At 47.4% G+C, this 19,552-nt stretch carries 16 protein-coding genes; 5 read left to right on the top strand and 11 right to left on the bottom strand.

Annotated features, from left to right (window positions below):
- Positions 1-51: 51 nt before the first annotated feature.
- From AC1XTG_RS18405 to AC1XTG_RS18370, 8 genes are all read right to left on the bottom strand, one after another.
- On the bottom strand, positions 52-1,332 hold the full coding sequence (locus AC1XTG_RS18405) for a hypothetical protein (RefSeq protein ID WP_484842962.1): 1,281 nt from the start codon (positions 1,330-1,332) through the stop codon (positions 52-54).
- 91 nt (positions 1,333-1,423) lie between these two features.
- The gene (locus AC1XTG_RS18400) at positions 1,424-2,749 is read right to left on the bottom strand and encodes a hypothetical protein (protein ID WP_484842961.1); all 1,326 of its coding nucleotides are present in this window, start codon (positions 2,747-2,749) and stop codon (positions 1,424-1,426) included.
- A gap of 69 nt (positions 2,750-2,818) precedes the next feature.
- The gene (locus AC1XTG_RS18395; RefSeq protein WP_484842960.1) at positions 2,819-4,636 is read right to left on the bottom strand and encodes a T9SS type A sorting domain-containing protein; all 1,818 of its coding nucleotides are present in this window, start codon (positions 4,634-4,636) and stop codon (positions 2,819-2,821) included.
- 46 nt (positions 4,637-4,682) lie between these two features.
- The gene (locus AC1XTG_RS18390) at positions 4,683-5,987 is read right to left on the bottom strand and encodes a hypothetical protein (RefSeq protein ID WP_484842959.1); all 1,305 of its coding nucleotides are present in this window, start codon (positions 5,985-5,987) and stop codon (positions 4,683-4,685) included.
- 91 nt (positions 5,988-6,078) lie between these two features.
- Positions 6,079-6,663: a Crp/Fnr family transcriptional regulator gene (locus tag AC1XTG_RS18385; RefSeq protein ID WP_484842958.1), complete on the bottom strand. Its 585-nt coding sequence runs from the start codon at positions 6,661-6,663 to the stop codon at positions 6,079-6,081.
- A 312-nt stretch (positions 6,664-6,975) separates the two neighbouring features.
- Positions 6,976-7,623: a 2'-5' RNA ligase family protein gene (locus AC1XTG_RS18380; RefSeq protein WP_484842957.1), complete on the bottom strand. Its 648-nt coding sequence runs from the start codon at positions 7,621-7,623 to the stop codon at positions 6,976-6,978.
- A 188-nt stretch (positions 7,624-7,811) separates the two neighbouring features.
- Complete coding sequence (locus tag AC1XTG_RS18375; RefSeq protein WP_484842956.1) at positions 7,812-8,231, bottom strand: response regulator transcription factor; 420 nt, start codon at positions 8,229-8,231, stop codon at positions 7,812-7,814.
- Complete coding sequence (locus AC1XTG_RS18370) at positions 8,218-9,828, bottom strand: sensor histidine kinase (protein WP_484842955.1); 1,611 nt, start codon at positions 9,826-9,828, stop codon at positions 8,218-8,220. Before AC1XTG_RS18370 ends, AC1XTG_RS18375 begins: the two co-directional genes overlap by 14 nt.
- Before the next feature lie 252 nt (positions 9,829-10,080).
- On the opposite strand from AC1XTG_RS18370, the gene porV reads away from it, so the two are divergent.
- From porV to AC1XTG_RS18350, 4 genes are all read left to right on the top strand, one after another.
- Entirely contained in the window at positions 10,081-11,184 is a 1,104-nt protein-coding gene (porV, locus tag AC1XTG_RS18365) for a type IX secretion system outer membrane channel protein PorV (protein ID WP_484842954.1), read from the top strand.
- Positions 11,185-11,313: 129 nt separating this feature from the next.
- Positions 11,314-11,946: an START domain-containing protein gene (locus AC1XTG_RS18360; protein ID WP_484842953.1), complete on the top strand. Its 633-nt coding sequence runs from the start codon at positions 11,314-11,316 to the stop codon at positions 11,944-11,946.
- Positions 11,947-12,053: 107 nt separating this feature from the next.
- Positions 12,054-12,287 (top strand): hypothetical protein, encoded by a 234-nt coding sequence (locus AC1XTG_RS18355; RefSeq protein ID WP_056284835.1) that lies wholly within the window; start codon positions 12,054-12,056, stop codon positions 12,285-12,287.
- Positions 12,288-12,346: 59 nt separating this feature from the next.
- The gene (locus AC1XTG_RS18350) at positions 12,347-12,751 is read left to right on the top strand and encodes a hypothetical protein (protein WP_056284832.1); all 405 of its coding nucleotides are present in this window, start codon (positions 12,347-12,349) and stop codon (positions 12,749-12,751) included.
- Positions 12,752-12,797: 46 nt separating this feature from the next.
- On the opposite strand, the gene AC1XTG_RS18345 is transcribed toward AC1XTG_RS18350, so the two are convergent.
- Positions 12,798-13,601 carry a 5'-methylthioadenosine/adenosylhomocysteine nucleosidase gene (locus tag AC1XTG_RS18345; RefSeq protein ID WP_484842952.1) on the bottom strand — a complete coding sequence of 268 codons (804 nt, stop codon included), beginning with the start codon at positions 13,599-13,601 and terminating at the stop codon, positions 12,798-12,800.
- A gap of 8 nt (positions 13,602-13,609) precedes the next feature.
- Positions 13,610-14,908, bottom strand: coding sequence for an NCS2 family permease (locus AC1XTG_RS18340; protein WP_484842951.1), 1,299 nt, complete (start codon positions 14,906-14,908; stop codon positions 13,610-13,612).
- A gap of 151 nt (positions 14,909-15,059) precedes the next feature.
- Between AC1XTG_RS18340 and AC1XTG_RS18335 the strand changes: the two genes are divergently transcribed.
- A complete protein-coding gene (locus tag AC1XTG_RS18335) occupies positions 15,060-17,825 on the top strand; it encodes a DUF6797 domain-containing protein (protein WP_484842950.1) in 2,766 nt (921 codons plus the stop codon).
- Between the two features lie 102 nt (positions 17,826-17,927).
- Here AC1XTG_RS18335 and AC1XTG_RS18330 read toward each other — a convergent pair whose 3' ends face one another.
- Positions 17,928-19,511, bottom strand: coding sequence for a DUF4394 domain-containing protein (locus AC1XTG_RS18330; RefSeq protein WP_484842949.1), 1,584 nt, complete (start codon positions 19,509-19,511; stop codon positions 17,928-17,930).
- Positions 19,512-19,552: the final 41 nt, after the last annotated feature.

The following is a 19,552-nucleotide window of genomic DNA, read 5'->3' as shown; positions in this document are numbered from 1 at the left end:
TTAAGCGTTTTACTGAAATTATTTTGCTACCAGGCCTGAGAAATCCTATCGTCACTCAATGGTAATAATCCGGTGATAGCGCTCGCTATGGTATGTTGTTACACCATCGGGACTGCAACTGAATGTGACTGCATACCTGCCTGGCGGGCATTCTGCCGGGATCAGGAAGTAAACACTGTAAAAAACAATGTTCGGAAAAAAGCCATTCGACTCTGCTTTTTTAAGTATGAACTCTTTTTGAGTATCCACATTTTTGAGTATCAGTTTTTCCCCTTTCCAATGATGAGCATCAGGTGTAGCGGTGATAGCCAGGATCTCTTGTCCCCGCTTAAAGTGCGTCAGCGGCTTGAACACTGCCAACCCGAAATCTGTATAGTACAACTGTGAAATATGGGTCAGCGACATTAGCCTGGGTTGTGCATATTCCTTTTGGACAATCAGCAGGTTGTCGGAGTTGATCAGATTATGCAGCGGAAGCTCCTTGCCGTCAATTAGTATTCTCTTCTCATAATTACCAGTCGGAAAACCGGGTGGGATGATTGTATTGGCATATTTTGAAGTTTTCGAGGTCAGTAAGAATTTCCTAGGGTTTTCGAAATCGTTGCTCAGTATCATTTCATATTTGTGTTCAGGAAGCAGGTTGTAACCCCAAATACCTGCAAACCTGCTTGTATCTAGTAAAACCGGAGGCCAGAAATCCATTCCGGCTTCGGGAGGGCCATATTCCATTATCAAAGGGTCAGGTAATTCAACCGGTTGGTCCCTGCGGTAGACTACTATCTTATATTCTCCGGCCTCCATATCGATCGGGATTTTTATTGACACTGGCGTTGGGTCGCCTTCTTTGGCCGGGATGGAAGAGAAACTCGATGTTGTAGTGACCTGCCCAGATGCCTTATTGATAAATGACGCTTTCTGGTGAATATCTGTCGGTTCCATATCGGTACCCCAATTCCTTGCATAGAAATTCAGCAGGGTTTCTTTTCCGACAAGAGGGAAACGGAAAGGCTTACCATTTGGCAGAATTTCAACCGGTTTATAGGGTATAACTGCAATTTGCAGACTTCCTATCCTTATTAAGTTCCCTTCGTATACGATGCTCCCGTTAACCCAGCCATCTTTGTTGTATGACCTATCAACTTTACCTTTTTTCGAATGTCTAAATGAAATTTTGAGTTTCTGTCCACCCTTGTAGTTAGGAGGTAGGTATATAACAAAACTCTGTTCTGGGTGAGTTTTTAAATTCTCTCTTGGAACACCTTCCACTTCTAAATCGTAAATATCATAAAGTTCAAGGACGGCAGGTCGTACGTCTTCTTCTTTACAACCCAAAAAAACAAGCAGTATAATCCAGCTTAGTTTATAAAAACGCGACATATACCAGTGGGGAGAGTTGATGATAGTGTGATTTGAAAGAGGAGGTTTACTCAATTGTAATAATCCGGTGATAGCGCTCGCTGTGGTATGTTGTAATTCCGTCGGGACTGCGGCTGAATGTGACTGCGTACCTGCCTGGCGGGCATTCTGGTGGGATCAGGAAATAAACACTGGAAAACACGATGTTTGGAAAAAAGCCATTCGGATCATCCGTATTTAGTATAAATTCTTTTTGGGTATCCACATTTTTAAGGATTAGTTTTTCCCCTATCCAATAATGGACGTCCGGGGTTGCTGAGATTGCCAGGATCTCTTGTCCTCGTTTGAAGCGGATTAGCGGCTTGAAGACCGCCAAGCCAAAGTCAGTGTAGTACAATTGTGAAATATGGGTCAGCGACATTAACCTGGGTTGTGCATATTCCTTTTGGACGATCAGCAGGTTGTCGGAGTTTATCAGATTATGAAGCGGAAGCTCTTTTCCATCCATCAGTATTTTCTTCTCATAATTGCCAGTCGGAAAACCCGGTGGGATGATTGTATTAGCATACTTCGGGCTTTTAGACGTCAGCAAAAACTTCCTGGGCTTTTCGAAGTCGTTACTCAGGATCATTTCGTATTTATGTTCGGGAAGAAGGTTGTAACCCCAAACGCCTGCAAACCTGCTTGTATCTAGTAAAACCGGCGGCCAGAAATCCATTCCGGCTTCGGGGGGGCCATATTCCATTATCAAGGGGTCGGGTAATTCAATCGGTTTATCCCGACGATAGATTATTATCTTATATTCCCCTGGATCCATATCAATCGGGATCTTGATTGACACTGGAGTAGGGTCGCCTTCTTTGTCCGGGATGGAAGAAAAACTTGATGTAGTAATGACCTTTCCAGATGCTTTATTGACGAATGACGCATGCTGGTGAATATCTGTTGGCTCCAGATCGGTACCCCAATTCCTCGCAAAAAAATGTAAAAGGGTTTCTTTTCCAACCAGAGGAAAACGGTAAGGTTTACCATTCGGCAGGATTTCAACTGGTTTGTGGGGTATAACTGCAATTAGCAGACTTCCTATCCCTATTATATTCCCTTCGTATACGATACTCCCGTTAACCCAGCCATCTTTGTTGAAAGATTTATCGACTTTACCTTTCTTCGAATGTCTAAAAGAGATTTTAAGTTTCTGTCCACCCTGATAGTTAGCAGGAAGATATATAACAAAACTCTGTTTCGGGTGAGTTGTTAGATTTTCTCTAGGAACACCTTCTACTTCCAAATCGTAAATATCGTAAAGTTCGAGGACGGCAGGTCGTACGTCCTCTTCCTTACAGCCGAGCAGAACCGCTAATAACATCCAGTAAATTATGGCTAGTCGCCTCATAGTAGTATATAGTGTAGTTAAGTCAAGTTTTTTGAATACCTGTATTTTCCGGAGAAGGGTATTCGGACATCAATGTTCAACAACTAAATGCCTCGATACGAAGTAGCTGTCAATCTTGATTCTACATAGATAAGAGCCAGCGGAGAGCTTGCTTATATCCAGCGTTTGCTCCTGGTTGCCTGCAGCATAAGCATGCTCACCGGAAGTAAATAGTATGCGACCATTCAAGTCAACAAGATCAATGCGTACGAGCGAAGGTTCACGCAGGGTATAACGAACCACCGTCTTTCCCTTTGCCGGATTAGGCGTAATCTGGACCGGAATAAATTCTTCTTTTTCAATTATAGCTTCCTCCTCAGCTCCCATTCGAGCTGCTCCGCCGACTGCGAGCATGGGCGTGTACACAGCCTGACTGACCATCGTTCGGGTTGGGCTGATGATGTAGCAACGATACGATTTCCAGTTACTATTGCTGACTGAAATGCTTTGCGCTGAGGAGAAGGAAGTTGTGATATGATTGTCTCCCTCCACCCATTTGTAAGTATAGCCGGCTGGTGCTTTGATGGTGACGTTTGCACCACTTTTGGTAATTGTCAAGTTTGGAGGTGTAGTGGCTGATACCGAAGTCATGTTCTTTATCGGGGTAAAACCAAAGCCTGTTTTGAATGCTTCAAATGCCTGATTACCAGCATCGACTAGGCCAGGTGCGATAAAATGGGTATTGTCATCAGCTCTGCGTTTAGAAGCTGGGATATTGTCGGAATTCCAAACAGCAGCAGCTGAGGGCCCTTGTTGGAGATTTCCTGTATATGTTCTAGTTTTCTGCTGACCTGCGATTACAGCGGGGTCTACGGTACCCTTATACCATGTCGCCCTTGAAATGGCCCAGCTTAGGTTACTGCTAAAATGTTCCCGGCTTTTGTTCAAGACAATTTGGAGCTTTGAATCATAACTCAACTCTGCAGTGTTCAAGACATTATCTGACTCGCCCTGATGCCATAGTACACATCTCGCGCCAAACATGCTGCCAAAGTAGGTCAAGGAGTTTTTTAATGTTTTGTAAGGTTGTCCCTCGGGTCCCTGAGTATCCCAGTCGTTAAACCACCCTTTTTCTGGGGTAACAAAAGCACAGCATGGTTGTCCGTTTAAGAGCGGCAAAGGTGCAATCTCTACATCACTCTCGGCAGTCTTTGCCCAATTCTCTACTGAAGATCCCGTAAATGCTGTATTAAAAAACAAAGTCGGCACCACCGTTCCTGGTATAAGCTCGTCGGCAATGCGCTTGCCCAAATGCCCGTAAAACCAGGCTGAGCGATTCCCAGTTGGAGTAATCAATTTTCCATCTACGATCTTTTCTATATACGGAAACTGGTAGGTGTTCTTGCAGATCTGGTTATTGCTGATAGAGTTAACACAATCATAGAATACCGGGTTGACTGTCGAGTTCACAATCTCATCCGTGCCCTGCGCATTTGATTGGCCGGCGATAAAAATGACTTCACCTACGCCGAACTTCACAGTTCCGGAGGTGGTCGGGAAATTGTTATTGCCTTCAAATGCGCCAACTTCCAGCAAATACCAGCCTGTGTTGAAGGTGACCGAGAATTTAAAAACACCGGCATAAGGCGTACTTGCGATACCGCTGTTCCAAATGGAAGCTGCGCCCAGCGCATTCCCGTTTTTGTCCAGCGCAGTAGTTCTGTACTTGATCACAAAATTAGCGCCGATGGGGGAGCCCGGTCTTACCTGTCCGGCTATGGCGACGCTCGATTGTCCATTTGCATTTCGTTGGAACACAGACCGCTCTAATGGAAGAGAGATCGACATTTGTGCATCGGCAGTAAAGAAACTTGTAAAAAAGAGGAGGGATAAAAAGAGGTTTTTCATGGTCTTGTCGGTGTGTTGTTGAAAGAAATATTGATTTTCCGGATTGTCATTTCTTTAAATAGGATGCTGTTGTCAGCAGCGGTATTTTTGAGCCGTAACGGGCATTTATTGCCTTGATGCACTCATTCGCAATAACTGCCTGTCCGAAGCTGGTCGGATGAATGGCATCGTCCGAGTAGAAGTTCCCGTTTGGAAATGAGGGATCCACAAACACGCCGTCATCCGTAGTATAGGTACCTGCGTTAATCTTTTTGTAAAGCGTGTATAAATCCAGCAGCGCGAAATTGTTCTTTTCGGCTATGTACTTGACATAGTAGTCATTATACCAGCTAACCTGCCTGTAACCCAGCGTTTCATCACAATTCTGATCAATGGATAATACTTCCCGCTCGTTGAGTACCTCCCGCTCAGAATCACCGGAAAATAGTTGTTCAATCTTTTCACCCGGTAACAACACATCAGTTGCATTCGCCTCCCTGACGGGACCGCAGGCTGCTTTTACGGCCAGCTTGCATTCCGGGCAAAGTGACAGCAATCTCTCCAATGTATAAAGTTTGAAATAGGGCAGGTCCATGACATCGGGGATATTAACCGCAATTCCCTTACTGCCTTTTCGTGCCGCTTCACTCAAAAAGGCAAACTCCGGTTTTTCCGCCCGGTCACCCTCTGTAGGAGCAGGCAACTGAGTAGGATCGCCGCCGACTAATGCGCTTCTCAGGTGTCCGTCCATTCCCACATCAAAAACAAGAAAATCAGGCGTGGTTTGGGATCTTAAATAACTCAGGTAGTTGGTGTTACCATCACTAGCTTCCGCGTCCGGCAACAATCTTTTGAAGAATGGAATGAAATCCTGCGACTCCGTACTTGGTAAGTTGAGCGAAGCATAATAATTAAAATCCTTCCAGGCGCTTCTCGGATTGAAATAGGGTAGTGCCAGGTTATCAACACTTCCATTGTACTTGATCAATGTACTGTCTTTCGAGTCCCGGATGTAGGCTAAGTGGTTGGTGGCCTGGCTATACCTGAATGTGGGGCCATTGTCCCGGATCAGCGTCTTGTACCCTGACCCATTGTAATGCGCAGTATCGAAGAGCGGCTGTTTCAGGCTGATGCCCATTTGGCTGGCCAGGAGATTGGGATAGGCATTCAGCTGTGCTTCCCGATACGATCCACCGTTCTGCACGCCAGCTGCCAGGGAGCCACCTACAACCAGCATTCGGGTGGGAGTGGAAACTGCTGTGTCTGAAAATAATCGTTGCGAAAGTTGGAAGGCTTTGCCAGAATAGCCATTGAACACGAGCAAATAGCAAAAAATGTGCGCTGACAGGCAGGAGAAGTGTTTCTTCATCATTGTGGTGTATAGAAAGAGTGGTTACGGTTGACTTATAATCGCCAAAACTGACACGTTTCATGGCCAATTCCTTTGATAAATATCAAAATCGTTATTGCTGCTTTTTTTGCTGCTTGTAATTGCTCCGCAGCCTGCTAAGATGCTCCTGCGAAATGCCGATGTATGAGGCAATATGACCCAGTTTCACACGGTTGAAAATATCAGGTAGCTGAACGAGCATGATCTGGTACCTTTCCTCTGCGCCGCAGGAAGCAAAGGTCTTAACCCGTTCATCCAAAAAAAGATAGCTCTTGGTAGTCAGTGCCAGAGACAGTCGCAGCACGACTGGATATTCCTCATACAGGGATTCGATTTTGCGAAGGGGCAAACTATATACTTCGGAATTTTCCAGCAGCTCAATGTTGTAGGCAGTGGGTGTGCCGGACAACAGGCTGTCAACCGCGCTTACAATCTGATTTTCAAACACAAACCAGGCTGTAACATCTTTCCCGTCCTTATAATAAAAGACCCGAGCCAATCCTTTTTTTAGAAAATATAGCTCCTTGCAAACTGCGCCACTCGAAATAAGCCGCACATTCTTCCTGAAACGCCTGTGTCTTGTGAAATGCTTTAGTCTTTCCTGTAATCCTTCCGGCAAATCAATATTCTCTTTAAGCAGATCGATGAAGGGATTCATTTGATGAAGTGTATGTTGTGTTACACCACAAAGTTCAAAAAATCCCTGATTAACTGCTAAGCAGATTGTTGCCTTTTTCCAGCCGCAAAATTGCGGCAGGTATTTCTATGTTAAAGGTAATTAATTATAAATGAGGGTCTTGTTATCATTTGGAGCCTTTGAGTCGCCGATATTCAATATAAGTGCCTGCTCTTTTTTTGACATTTATCAAAAAATTCAAAGGGAGCATATACTTTGGCGAGGCTTTTAGTCTGCGCGTATACCGCTCCTGTATATACGCATAACTTCCTCCTTTCCTCCTTTCTTCCATTCTTAAAACAATGCGGCCTGCACGAATGTGGGCTGAGTGAGGCCTTGGAGCGGAAAGCGTTCTACGATCTGGAATTTGTCTCCTTTGACAAGGGACCTTCGCAGCAGCTGCATTTCTGTAACCGGAAAGCTGGCTACAAACTTTTGATACTTCCATTCAAACCAGGCTTGTTCCAACTGCTTACTGTTCATGTTCCGCGCGATCGTATAGTGCGGGTCGGAGCAGTACTCGTGCTCGGCAGGGGACCACTGTTGAATGTGTTTGTCAATATCGGCTTTCAGCTTCTTCACTATTCCCAGGATATGGTGTGAAACCTGGTCTTCCACATCGATATACATGGTGCCGTGCTCATATTTGTTGAAGCCGCTCAATGCCATTTCAAATGGATCTGTCGTTTGGGCTATTTTCCGGCAGCCCTGGATCACGCGGTCTATTTTGCTTTGGTGAATGACGCATTGCATTAGTGCCAGGTGCGGAGTAAGGTTAGCTGCGTAATGGCAGCCATAGCGGCGTTCGAAAAATTGCTTTACACTGGCAATATGCGCTTTGGTAACCTCGTCGCAGGAGAAGATCAGGAGGTACTCCAGCATGTGGTGCCGGATATTTGTTAGTGTACTCGGGTGGTTATTGTTGATGTGAATACTTTTCATCTTACAGTTTGTTGAATGTCAGTGATTAGTAACATTACAAATGTAAGAATGGTATAATAAGTATCAAAATTTTGATCTTAAAAATATCATAATTTTGTGAAAACCTGCATTGCTGCTAAGTATTGGCTGAAAGTTTTGCTTCTCAGTAGCTTATGGTAACAGTTGTGCCCAGAAAACAGGCGCCGGTCTCAGCATGCAATCGGGCCTTCCTGTAAGCGCAGCATAATTTCATTTAATGATTTGGTTGTTAATGGCTTAACAATTAAATCGTGCACCTCTCGAAGTGATCTTGCTCTTTGAAAGTCTTCTTCATCATTGGACGAGCTTACCAGGAATATGTTTACTTTTTTCGAAAGGGAAGGAAGGAGCTTGCCCACGGCATCAAGGAATTGCCAGCCGTCCAGTACAGGCATATTAAGGTCGAGGAGGATCAGATCCGGCAGCTGGCCGGGATCGCTGAGGTTTTCAACAAAAGCATCAACGGCAACCTGCCCGTTATCAAAATAAAATGTCTGCTCCGCAATGCAGGCACGATTGATAATGATTTTGATAGCGAACCTGTAAATTTCGTCATCGTCAACAACCCACAATCTGTTAACCTTGTTCATTGAAAATCAATTTAAATGCTGTTCCTATTCCAGGCGTACTCTCCACCTCAATATGTCCGCCCTGCGATTCAATCTGCGTTTTAACCAGAAACAACCCGACTCCGTGTGCGTCTTTGTGATTGTGAAAAGTTTTATAAAGTCCGAATATCTTCTTCCGGTGCAGGTCCAGGTCTATGCCCAGCCCGTTATCGCGGCATTCCAGCACCATTTTTCCGTGCCGGTTCTTGTAAGATTTAAGCGTGATCCGCAGTTGCTCAGCAGGATTTCTGTACTTAACAGTATTGGATACCAGATTGGTGACGATACTTTCGAGATATACCCTGGGAAAAAGCACAGTTTCTTCCTGAAATTCGAGAAATACCTCTGCATTGTTCATTTTCAGGTCGGTACTGAATATGTTCAGTACTTTTTCCGTTACCACCCGAAAGTCCAGCCGCTCGCTTTGAACCACATTATCCTTGATCTTGATCGCCTTTGACAGGTCTTCCAATGTCGCATTCAGTCCATTGGATACATCTTTCATTTTTTCAAAAAGCTGCGTATTGTCTTCATCCAGCTTTTCCGTATCAATCAGTGTCGAAAGCAGCACCATATTGCTGGCGTGGTTCCGGATATTGTGTGACAGGATATGCGTAAAATTTTTAAGTTGCTCGTTGTTACGCTTGGTCAGTTCCAGGGATTTGCTGAGTGCCAGCTCTGCGTGTTTGTAGCGGTCGATATTCATGAAAATGCCGCGCAGCTTGGTCACCTTCCCGGTTTCATCGTACAACGGCCGGCCCGTCGATCTTACCCATACCGACTTTCCCGTCAATGTAGTTGCGATCAGTTCCTTGTCCCATTCCACCCCGTGCGAAATCGCCTTATTTACCGCCTCATTTGCATCCGGACGATAGGACTCCTCCACGTGACTATACAGGCTGAGCTCATTAAGCGGGTAATCTTCGGGCAGTTCAAGGATGTCGTAAATCGTTTTCGACCACGTCCGTTTTTTAGTTACCAGGTCTGTTTCCCAGCCGCCCACTTCGCTGATCCTGCCGGCTTCGGAAAGCAAAAATTCGCTCGCAGCCAGCTTTTCCTCCACAATTTTGCGTTTCTCAATTTCCTCTTCATACTCTTCCACCGAGCGCAGATTCAGGACGCGGGGAAGGGTTTTGTACAATGCGTAAACCGTGATCACGGATACGATCGCCGTAGCTAGTCGCAGCAGCGCGCTAATCCGGTATATAGGCCACCAGAAAATCCAGGCGTCGACCAGATGCGTGAGTCCGCAAAGCAGAATGAATGCAACAAATAGTAAAAACACGCCGTGAAAGGGTATATCATTTCTTTTTCGAAGCAATGCAAGCAGCAGAATGGGAATGGCAAAGTAAGCTGCCCAAATCCCTACATCCGAAACGATATACAACCAGCCGTGGAAGTCAGACCATTCTCCGCAATACCAGCGGGGCGGCCAGTCGGATGTGTCAAATAACTGAGAAAAGAAGTCCGAAACCTGCTCAGTGATAGGTACTTCTGCTCTTTGAGCCGCAGTGTTGGTTCGGCATACTGGGATACCTGCTGTTTGATTCGCAAGTAGCTGAGCGCTATCAGGTTTCAAGATTGATTATAGAGGGTTGCGTTGGGAGTGTCAAGATAAAGCTTTGTTGACAAAGATCAATTTCAGCGTTACGGTTTTTTCTAAAATATTGTGCGGGGAAACAGAATTATTTTCCACGCGCCATTTTATAACGCGCTGATAAACAGTAAGGAAAGAATGTAACAATCTGTAAAACTAGTTGTAATAATTCAGACCGATAAACGTTCGGCTTTTGTAACCGCTTATACCAAACCTTCAACTTCAATCCTTGCCATGATGAAAAGATTGCTTCTGCTCAGCCTTTTTGTGCCTTTTTGCACTGAATTAGTAGCCCAGATTCCCGGCTTTCTCAGAATTCCTTACGGTCAGCCTGATATTCTGAGCGTGGCACCCGATGCCCGCATCAGCGGAATGGGCTACGCCGGCGTCGCTTTGAGCCCCGATGCAAATGCCACCTATATCAATCCCGCCAAGCTCGCCAGTGCAACAAACGATTTTGGTGCTTCCGCCTCCTTTTTTCGATGGTTACCGGCTCTTGTTGATGATTATTGGATCGGGTATGCAAGTGCCTATAAGAAGTTAGGTGAAAAGCAGGCAATCTCGGCTTCTGTTCAGTATTTTGATTACGAAACGTGGCTCATCAATGGTGACACGAAGCAGCTGGCAGACCTCGCTATCAGTGCAGCTTACTCCCGGCAGCTCGGCAAAAACTTTTCAATGGGAGCAACATTGAAATACATCAGTTCTGACTTAGGTTACGCTTATGTGAATGCAGGTACCATCAAAAAGGGGCAATCCGTTGCGGCGGATATCAGTGCGTACTACCATAAGCAGGTGACCGGCGGTCAGAGCGGGGAAGATTTTAACTGGTCACTCGGCGTAATTGCATCCAATCTGGGTAACAAAATTGATTTCGGATCAAGTGGCAAGTACTTTCTTCCTGCCAAACTCCGCATCGGTGGCGGACTTTCTTATACCGCCACGGGCAAGCACCGTATCAATCTGGTAGCCGATTTAAGCAAACTGATGGTGCCTACGCCAACAGCCAGCCAGAATGGACAGAATGGGGCGGTGTTAAAAGGTGCGTTAAGGTCTTTCTCGGATGCGCCGGGCGGTTTCAAGGAGGAAATACAGGAGATTATGTTTTCTGTCGGCGCAGAATACTGGTATAAGAATGTAGTCGCATTGCGCGGCGGCTATTATGGCGAAAACCAGAAAAAAGCAGGTCAGCAGATCATAACGGTCGGTGCAGGCGCGCGCATTTTCCGAAACTTCAATGCCGATCTGGCCTACATTATCCCGTTAAAAGAAGGAAGTCCGCTCGCGGAAACACTCCGCACAACTGTTTCATTTTATATACCCGGGAAAAAAGGGTAGGGACAGCTTGATCTTTCGGGTACCTGGCTCTCAGTTCACAAGAATTATGGTGCAACTGGGACAGCTTTTATTACAATCTGAAAAGTTCGCATTGTGGTGCCGGCATGCACTTGCCAATTTGGCCGGGCCATGATAAAATTGATATTGACCTTACTGGTTGTAAATCTTTTACTTACCGCCGTGCTGGGCCAGGCTGAATGGGTCCTGGCTGCCAGCCGCGGGGACGTCAGGGTTTACAGTCGCGCGGTACCTGGTTCCAGGATCAAAGCTCTCAAAGCAGAATGCACCATGCACGCAACGATGGCAGAAGTGCTGAGTTTGCTGAAAGATATTCCCGCCACCGGCAAATGGATGTGCCACACCAAACGCTGCGATCTGATCAGGCAGATCTCGGAAGATGAGCTCTATTACTACACCGAAGTAAGCCTCCCCTGGCCCCTTTATAACCGTGATTTTGTGAGCCACATGACCATCAGGCGTGACCTTTCATCGCAGGTTGTTACTGTCAATTCTCCCGCCGTACCCGGACATCTGCCCGTCAAGAAGGGGTTGGTGAGAATTACGGAGTCCGAAAGCAGGTGGACGATCACGCCAACGGGCAATGCAAAAGTTAGGCTCGAATACACGTTGCGGGTAGATCCCGGCGGTTTCATTCCCGCGCACATTGTCAACTACTTCGCATTACAGGCGCCTTTTGAAACATTTGATAAAATGAAAACAGAGCTGCTGTCCCGCCGCGCATTGAAGGCTGCTGATAAGTAAGTAGCCAACCTTCCTTACTTTGGACTGTTAAATGTTGCAGCAAAGCCGGTTACAAGGCTCCGGGCACACATTTTTGTAAACGAGGAGTGAAATGTAAAACGAACAATATGGGAAAAGGTAAAGACCTGTTTGGTTACTACAATGATCTTGCAAAGGAAAAAGGCCCGGGCAGCAAGGAAAGCGCCTATGCCGGGATTTTGTTCCAGGCGCTGCTGATGGTAGGAGAGCGGCGCACTTTTGAGCTGCTGGAAGAGGCAGACGAACAAGGTAAAAAGCTCAGATTGCTATATCCTCCCAATGCAAAAAAGGGCGACGCGCCCAGTGAAATCATAGTCGAATAAGGCTTGCTGGAATGGTTATTTAGTAAAGTGGTTTTCATCAGCAAAACTTGCAGCAAATCATGAAAACTACATTCTTATCACTGGCATTTTTCCTTCTGACGGCGTCAGGGATAGCCTTTGCACAGTCTACAACCATTTCAACCAACCCCAAAACCAAGGCAGGGGGAGATACTTCTGACGTATCCAACAGCACACCGGGAACAGGCCGTAGCGCTACAACCGGCGATCGCAAGACGGCCGGGGGGACAGGTCATCAGAAATCGGACGGCGCCTCACAGCCAGGCAGAGCAACCGGAGCAGGTGACCGATCTACACCAGGCGGTGACGATGGAAACGGCGGTACTACCGGAAAAACCAAGTTGCCTGGCGCTCAAAGCCAGGGCACCAATAAAAAAGCTATTCAGGATGGAAAAACAACCATAGCGAAGGATAGAAAACCAAAAGCCGAAGCGAAAAAGGATTGATAGCAAGCATTTTAGAGACTAAAACCCTGTTTTAAACAGGGTTTTTTTAGTTCCCTCCCACAACCGCCATCACCAGTGTAGCTGCATTGGTGGCAGCGATATCGTAAAAGTTACCCATATCGTCTTTCGCATGCTCATTGGCATTGTCGCTCATGCTCCTGATGATCAAAAAAGGAACGTTTTGCTGGTAACAGGTTTGTGCCACAGCCGCGCCTTCCATTTCAGTAGCTGCCGCTTTTAAATCTTTTATTAGTCTGTCCGTTATTTTTTTTGAAGAGACAAAAACGTCACCTGTGACGATCACGCCCTGTTTTACTGCGGGCATCCTGTTTCCTGATTTTCGTTGGATCTGCTGAAATGTCAATCCTTTCGAGACCTCCGTCGCCTTTGCAACCAATCCTGGATCGCATTTGAAAGTGACTGGATTGGCCAGGTTTGTGAGCGGGTTTTTGGTAGCCCAATATTCCATTGCATCATCTTTCACCGCCCCGAAATCATGGTAGGTAATGTCAGTGCCGATCACGATGTCGCCTGGCCTGAGCGTGGGATCCACAGCACCTGCGATTCCGGAAAATATCAGTTGTGTTGGGTTAAAATGTTCAAGCATTAATGTGGTTGTGATTGCCGCATTCACTTTTCCCACGCCGGTTTGCGCAAGTACCACATTCTTCCCGCGCAGCTGCCCGGTAATGAACCTGGCCGACCGGATTACCGTGTCTGTTGCATTCACAAGATTTGCACGTAAATGCACCAGTTCAGGTGGGAAAGCCCCCAGAATCCCGATTGTTTCCTGGGCATTAACATTGATTTGAAACAAACAAAAAACAAAAAGCAGCAAAGATTTTTTCATGAAAACAATTAAAATATTAATGCAAGAATGGCGAATAAGTCGATGATAATGAGTGCCAGACTGATTTCTCTTGCCCGGCCCGTCGCTATATGTAATGCAGTCCAGCTCAGGAAGCCCCAGATAATCCCCTGCGTAATGGAATAGGTAAATGGAATAAGTACCATCGCCAGAAAAGCCGGGAAGGCCTCGTGCAGCTGGGTCCAGTTGATCTTCACAACCGGCTTCATCATAAAAACACCCACCAGTACCAGCGCCGGCGCAGTAGCTATCGCAGGTACCGCGCTCAATAATGGCGACAGGAAAAGAAATGGCAGGAAAAGCAGTGCGCCCGCAATCGCCGTAAGTCCCGTTTTGCCGCCCTGCTCAATGCCCACAGCCGATTCAATGTAGGCGGTGCCGGGACTGCTTCCGGTAAGTCCGGCCAGGGTTGTTGAAAAAGCGTCGACAATCAGCGAGCGACGGATGTTACGCGGCTCCCCGTTCTCGTCAAGCAGCTCGGAAGCTTCTGCCAGTCCCACGAATGTGGACAGGCTGTCGAACATATCTGTAAAAACAAACGCGAGGATCACAGGTGCAAGGCTCCATTTGAGCGAATTGACCAGGTCGAGGCGGAAAAGCAGGCTGAAATCAGGTGGTGACACAATCCCCGAAATGGTAACAAGCGGCTCAGTCCCTCCCCACCAGCGCCCGATCGGCCAGGCCAGCAGGCTGGTGAGCACAATACCGATCAGGATACTGCCTTTTACATTCCGTATCAGCAGGATCACGGTGATCAGCAAGCCTGCAATGAAAGTGAGCGTGGATGCATTCAGGTTTCCAATGCTGATCATCGTGGCCGGGTTGGCGACAATGAATTTTGCATTAGCAAAGCCGATCAACGTAATAAATAAGCCTATCCCTGAGGCAATTGCATAGCGCAACGGTTTAGGAATTGCCTTAACGATATAGGAGCGGATATTGAAAACGGACAGCAGCAAAAAGAAGATTCCCGACCAGAATACGGTTCCCAATGCAACTTCCCAGGAAAGCTTGTAGGTAAATACCGCCGTGAATGTAAAAAATGCATTCAGACCCATTCCGGGCGCAACCAGGATAGGGTTATTGGCATAAAGCCCCATCATCATGCTGCTGAAAAACGAAACAAGAATGGTGGCTGTCAGCACTGCCGAAAACGGCATTCCGGTCTGGCTTAGTATAGAAGGATTTACAACAATAATATAGGCGGTGGACAGAAAAGAGGATACGCCGGCCAGTATCTCGGTCGAGAAGGAAGTTTGTTCCCTTTGCAGACTGGATTGTGAAAACATAAGGTTGCGTTTAGTTCAAATATATAGATTTAATCGGATCGGCAGGTTTAAGGGTACTTTGTTTTGAACTCGTCGGTTAAATTAACCCACTGCTTCAAGTAACTTTCAAATCCCTGACGGCTTTTGGGACATATTCTTATTCCTGAACATAATGTTTAAATCTTTTCAATCCCGGATCAGTAAATGGAGTGTTGCTTCCGGGCTGCTGCTGCTAACCGCTTCGGTGCTGATCACTGGTCATACCAACTGGCAAAACCAGTCCGATCGCCCCGACTCGCTTCAACTTAATCCGTTTGTGGAGACTGGTTTCCCATATATTTCAACATCGGTGGACGCCCGTAAAATGGGGCCTTCTTTCCCGGCCGACAATGAAGCCGCGCGTACACTCGCATTGCAGCTCGGCGACAGTGCGTATGTGTGCTTTGATACCGATCTGCTGCGCTGGTCTGTGGCGTGGACAGGCAAGTTTTTGCCGATGGTTTTGATGGCGCAGATCTCCTACAATGATTTTTTCAACAAAAACAACAAGATCAGCAAGGTTACCGGCGCGCCTAAGATCGCGACGGGACTTTATGCAGGCTGGTCTGTCTCGGGACCATCTTTCCGCGAAAAAGAGAATGCGGAACCTACGTGGAAGGCGCTTCCGGCTTCGAAAGGCCGGTGGGGTGGTGTGTATGTTTTTGGCAAAAAAGCAGTTCTGAGCTATTCGGTTGGCAATGCATCGATTTACGAGCTGCCGGCAAGTGCACGGTTTGAAGGCGGTACCGCATTTACGCGCACATTCCAGGTGAGTAATGCAGACAAAGATCTTTACCTGACATTGGCCGAAGTGCCGAATGCTGCGGGTGTGCAGAAGAAAGGCAACATCACCTATTTGTTTAACAGCCAGGCAAAAGATACTGTTACGGCTGTGGCAATTATGGGAAAAGGGAAGTCGGGCTGGGAACCGGCTGCTGTTGAAAACAGGTACCTGAATGTAAAAGTACCGGCCGGCGCAAAACCGGGTGAAGTAAGTATTGCGATCTGGAAAGGCCCTGTATCGAAAATGGGCGCGTTTGAGAAGTTCTGCAAAACCAAGCCGGCTGCCATGCCCGACTTTAAAACAGGCGGACCTGCATTGTGGCCGCAGGTGGTCACTACCCGCGGAAAACTGGCGCCTGACACAGCCGCATTCGTGACAGACCAGCTCACATTGCCCCTGACAAATCCCTGGAAACGCAATGTCCGCATTGCGGATATCGCCTTTTTTAAAGACGGTCGCGCCGCAGTGGTAACCTTCGAAGGCGACGTGTGGACTGTGGAAGGTATTGACAAGCCTTTGCAGAATATCAGGTGGAGGCGCTTTGCATCCGGTTTTCATGAGCCGATGAGCATCGAAGTGGTGAAAGATTCCATTTACGTTTTCGGCAGGGAAGGAATTGTGAAGCTGCACGATCTGAACAAAGACGGCAATGCTGATTTTTATGAGAATTTCTCCAACGTGATGTCGCAATCGGCTGAGTCGCGCGAGTGGGCGGCTGATATGGTTTATGCGCCGGACGGAAGTTTTTACATTGCCAAAGGAGGTAGCCTCAGCAACGGTCCGGGTATGACAGCGGTAACAGGAAAAGGGTTTCGTGCAGGTTCAGACCAGAATGGGACGATCCTGAAAATCTCACCAGACGGAAGAAATGCAGAAGTGATCGCCACCGGCTTGCGTGGCCCGTATCTTGGCTTTAATCCTGAAACAGGTGTATTAACCGCCACAGACCAGCAGGGCAACTTTGTTCCGTCATCACCCATTTATCTCGTCAAAAAAGGCGATTATTTCGGCGTACAGCCAACCATGCACCGTACAGATAATCCGCAGATCACGCCGCCTCTGACGTGGATACCTCACAGTGTCGACAGGTCGAGCCTTGGCCAGGCGTGGATCACGGGCAAGAAGATGGGGCCGCTCAATGGGAGTCTTATCCACTTCTCATTCGGCCAGCCGGGACTTTTCCGTGTTCTGATCGACAGTGCATCGAAGGTAGTTCAGGGGGGCGTTTCGTTTATCAATGCCAATTATCCCGCACCTACCTCGAAAGGCGCGATGAACCCGGCCGATGAGCAGCTTTATATCACGGGTTTCAACTTGTGGGGGTCGAGCTCGACCGGGATCAGTTCCCTGCTGAGGCTGCGGTACACAGGCAAGCCAAGCTATCTGCCCAACCATTTTCGCGCAGGTACCCAGGGTATTGTCATCGGATTTGATTCTCCTCTGGAATCGGCGGCAGCTACTAATGTTGGTAATTATGAAATCAAAAGGTACAACTACCAGCGCACCGAAGAGTACGGATCTGGGCATTTCAAGCTTGACGGCAGTGTAGGTGAAGAGACAATGGCGGTGGCCGGCGCGTATCTTTCCCCGGATAAAAAGCACATTCTGCTGCTTGTACCCGGCATGACCGACATCATGCAAATGGAAGTAGGCTACAAGCTGCTAGCAGCAGACGGCAGAAAAATGAACGATCATTTCTATTTCACCTTAAACCACACGAGCGACGTAGATTTTAAGAAATACGGATTTTCCAATGTAGACCTGGCTTTGTTAACCACGCAAAAAGCGGCTGCGGAACCCGCGAAAGCAGAAGTAGCGTCAGCTGCAAAGGGGAAGGAAGTGTTTCAGAAAATGGCTTGTGCTGGCTGCCACTCGGAAGGGCTGCGGACTGATGGAATGTACGGGCCGCCGTTTCAGAACCTGTACAAATCTGAAAGGATCTTCGACGATGGAAGCAAAGTGATCGCCGACGAAAAGTATATCCGCGAATCCATTCTGACACCTTCAAAGCGCATTGTGAAAGGATATAATGAAGAAATGCCCTCGTTTGTAGGTGTGCTGTCGGATACTGATATTGAGTCTGTGATCTTGTATATCAAGTCTTTAAAGAAATAAGAGAATCTTGCGGGCTGCGCCATTCGGATTGCAGTTTGAGCATAGTATAAAAAAACAGGCGGCCCGAATGCTCAGGCCGCCTGTTTGCTTTAAAACCGAAATTTACAAGCCAAAACCTGTTGCAAGTCCTTTTACCGGATTGCTAAAAGCATATTTCAACTGCGTAGCGCCGGTTGCGGGGTTTACTGTGTAAAAACTGGTGGTACCTCCTACGGTGAAAATGGCATAGCCCATTCCTGTGAAGTTTCCGATGTCAAATCCAATGCTGGAACCAGCATCCATGCCGAGTGGCTTTCCGTCCATCAGGATTCCGTCATTTGGCGGATTTTGTTTGTAGATCATATCTTTTTGGCTGTCGATATCAAACAGCGTTGTGCCGGCTGTGGCTGCTGTTACGCCAGGATAGCTGTTGGTATAAGCTACTGCGGTAACAAAAGGCGTAGCGTTGTCCAGCTTCAATGCGCCATCAACAAGCGTCAAACTGCTCTCCACATTGATCCGCAGATTTTGTCCATTGTCGCTTACCACGCGGAGTCTGTCAGCCACAGGATTGAAATCCACGCCAAACTGGGTTCCGCTGAGCATAACCGGATTATTGCTTCCATCTTTAAGCATGGCCAGCTCGGTAGCTGCGCCGCTTCCCAGATCAATTCCGTATAGCTTGCTGTTTCCGCCAAGCGCATACAGTCTTCCATTCATCGGGCGGATATCGATTCCCTGCAGCATCACACCGTTCAGGCCGGAAATCGCCTTGGTACCGTATTCATTTCCATTCGTCGGGTTGAAGATTTTCAGGTTGTTGGCATTATCCAATGCGTAGGCTACCGGCATAGCCGGAATTGCAATACCAACAATATTTACACCGGCAGGCAAATCGCCCAGCTTCTGCAGTTTGCCCGTTTTTAAATCCACATAATCCAGCTCCCATTTGTTTTCGAATTTCACGGAAGCAATCGGATAACGGTCTGCTTCGGACATGTCGGGAGAAATATCAAAACCGCCAACTTCGCTGATATCCAATCCCAGCGGGCCAACAGGTACCAATGCACCGGGGTTAGGAGGATTTTGAATGTAAAGCATATTGGCTTCTGCATCAATGTCGTAAAGGGTAGTGCCCGCGCCGCCCGGAGCCGCTGTTACGCCGGCCCGGCTGTTGGTGTAAGCTACTGCGCCCACTTTCGGACTACCCGGGTTCAATGGGGAATCGCCTGCGAGGATTGCGCCTGTTTCAGGGTTCAACCGCAGGTTCTGGCCGGTATTGGTAACCACACGGATTTTATCAACAGTCGGGTTAAAATCAAAACCAATGCTCGACCCGCTCAATGCAGTTGCAAGTGTATCAACAATTGTTGCTTTGCCTTCCTGATCGCCCGTTTTTACATTCACATGATACAAAACGCTCGACGTACCGATCGCGTAAAGCTGCCCGGTCGCCGGACGAAAATCGATTCCCGCCAGTTTGTCGCCGCTCGCCAGACCGGTCACATTAAATGACCGCAAAGGCGAAGAGGTACTTCTGACATTGATCTCGTGCAGCTGGTTGTTGTCTGATAATGCGTAAAATACCCGGTCAGGCAACGTTTGTTCTGTTGGTGGAACACGGTGATCCTCGCAGGAAGAGAGAAAGAGGAGGCTGAGGGAAGCAGCGGCGATTGCGCGCCGGGATGAATTGTTGAGAATCTTCATAAGCTGTTCGAGTAAAATGAAAATGGTTTTAAAACCATCTA

This window comes from Dyadobacter sp. HNCC25DJ183, assembly GCF_056895175.1.
This window is presented reverse-complemented; position numbering and strand designations above follow the sequence as displayed.

Coding starts and splice junctions, on each gene's coding strand:
- AC1XTG_RS18400 (WP_484842961.1), bottom strand. CDS start 2,749: ATGAGGCGACTAGCCATAATTTACTGGATGTTATTAGCGGTTCTGCTC.
- AC1XTG_RS18395 (WP_484842960.1), bottom strand. CDS start 4,636: ATGAAAAACCTCTTTTTATCCCTCCTCTTTTTTACAAGTTTCTTTACT.
- AC1XTG_RS18390 (WP_484842959.1), bottom strand. CDS start 5,987: ATGATGAAGAAACACTTCTCCTGCCTGTCAGCGCACATTTTTTGCTAT.
- AC1XTG_RS18385 (WP_484842958.1), bottom strand. CDS start 6,663: ATGAATCCCTTCATCGATCTGCTTAAAGAGAATATTGATTTGCCGGAA.
- AC1XTG_RS18380 (WP_484842957.1), bottom strand. CDS start 7,623: ATGAAAAGTATTCACATCAACAATAACCACCCGAGTACACTAACAAAT.
- AC1XTG_RS18375 (WP_484842956.1), bottom strand. CDS start 8,231: ATGAACAAGGTTAACAGATTGTGGGTTGTTGACGATGACGAAATTTAC.
- porV (WP_484842954.1), top strand. CDS start 10,081: ATGATGAAAAGATTGCTTCTGCTCAGCCTTTTTGTGCCTTTTTGCACT.
- AC1XTG_RS18360 (WP_484842953.1), top strand. CDS start 11,314: ATGATAAAATTGATATTGACCTTACTGGTTGTAAATCTTTTACTTACC.
- AC1XTG_RS18355 (WP_056284835.1), top strand. CDS start 12,054: ATGGGAAAAGGTAAAGACCTGTTTGGTTACTACAATGATCTTGCAAAG.
- AC1XTG_RS18350 (WP_056284832.1), top strand. CDS start 12,347: ATGAAAACTACATTCTTATCACTGGCATTTTTCCTTCTGACGGCGTCA.
- AC1XTG_RS18345 (WP_484842952.1), bottom strand. CDS start 13,601: ATGAAAAAATCTTTGCTGCTTTTTGTTTTTTGTTTGTTTCAAATCAAT.
- AC1XTG_RS18340 (WP_484842951.1), bottom strand. CDS start 14,908: ATGTTTTCACAATCCAGTCTGCAAAGGGAACAAACTTCCTTCTCGACC.
- AC1XTG_RS18335 (WP_484842950.1), top strand. CDS start 15,060: ATGTTTAAATCTTTTCAATCCCGGATCAGTAAATGGAGTGTTGCTTCC.
- AC1XTG_RS18330 (WP_484842949.1), bottom strand. CDS start 19,511: ATGAAGATTCTCAACAATTCATCCCGGCGCGCAATCGCCGCTGCTTCC.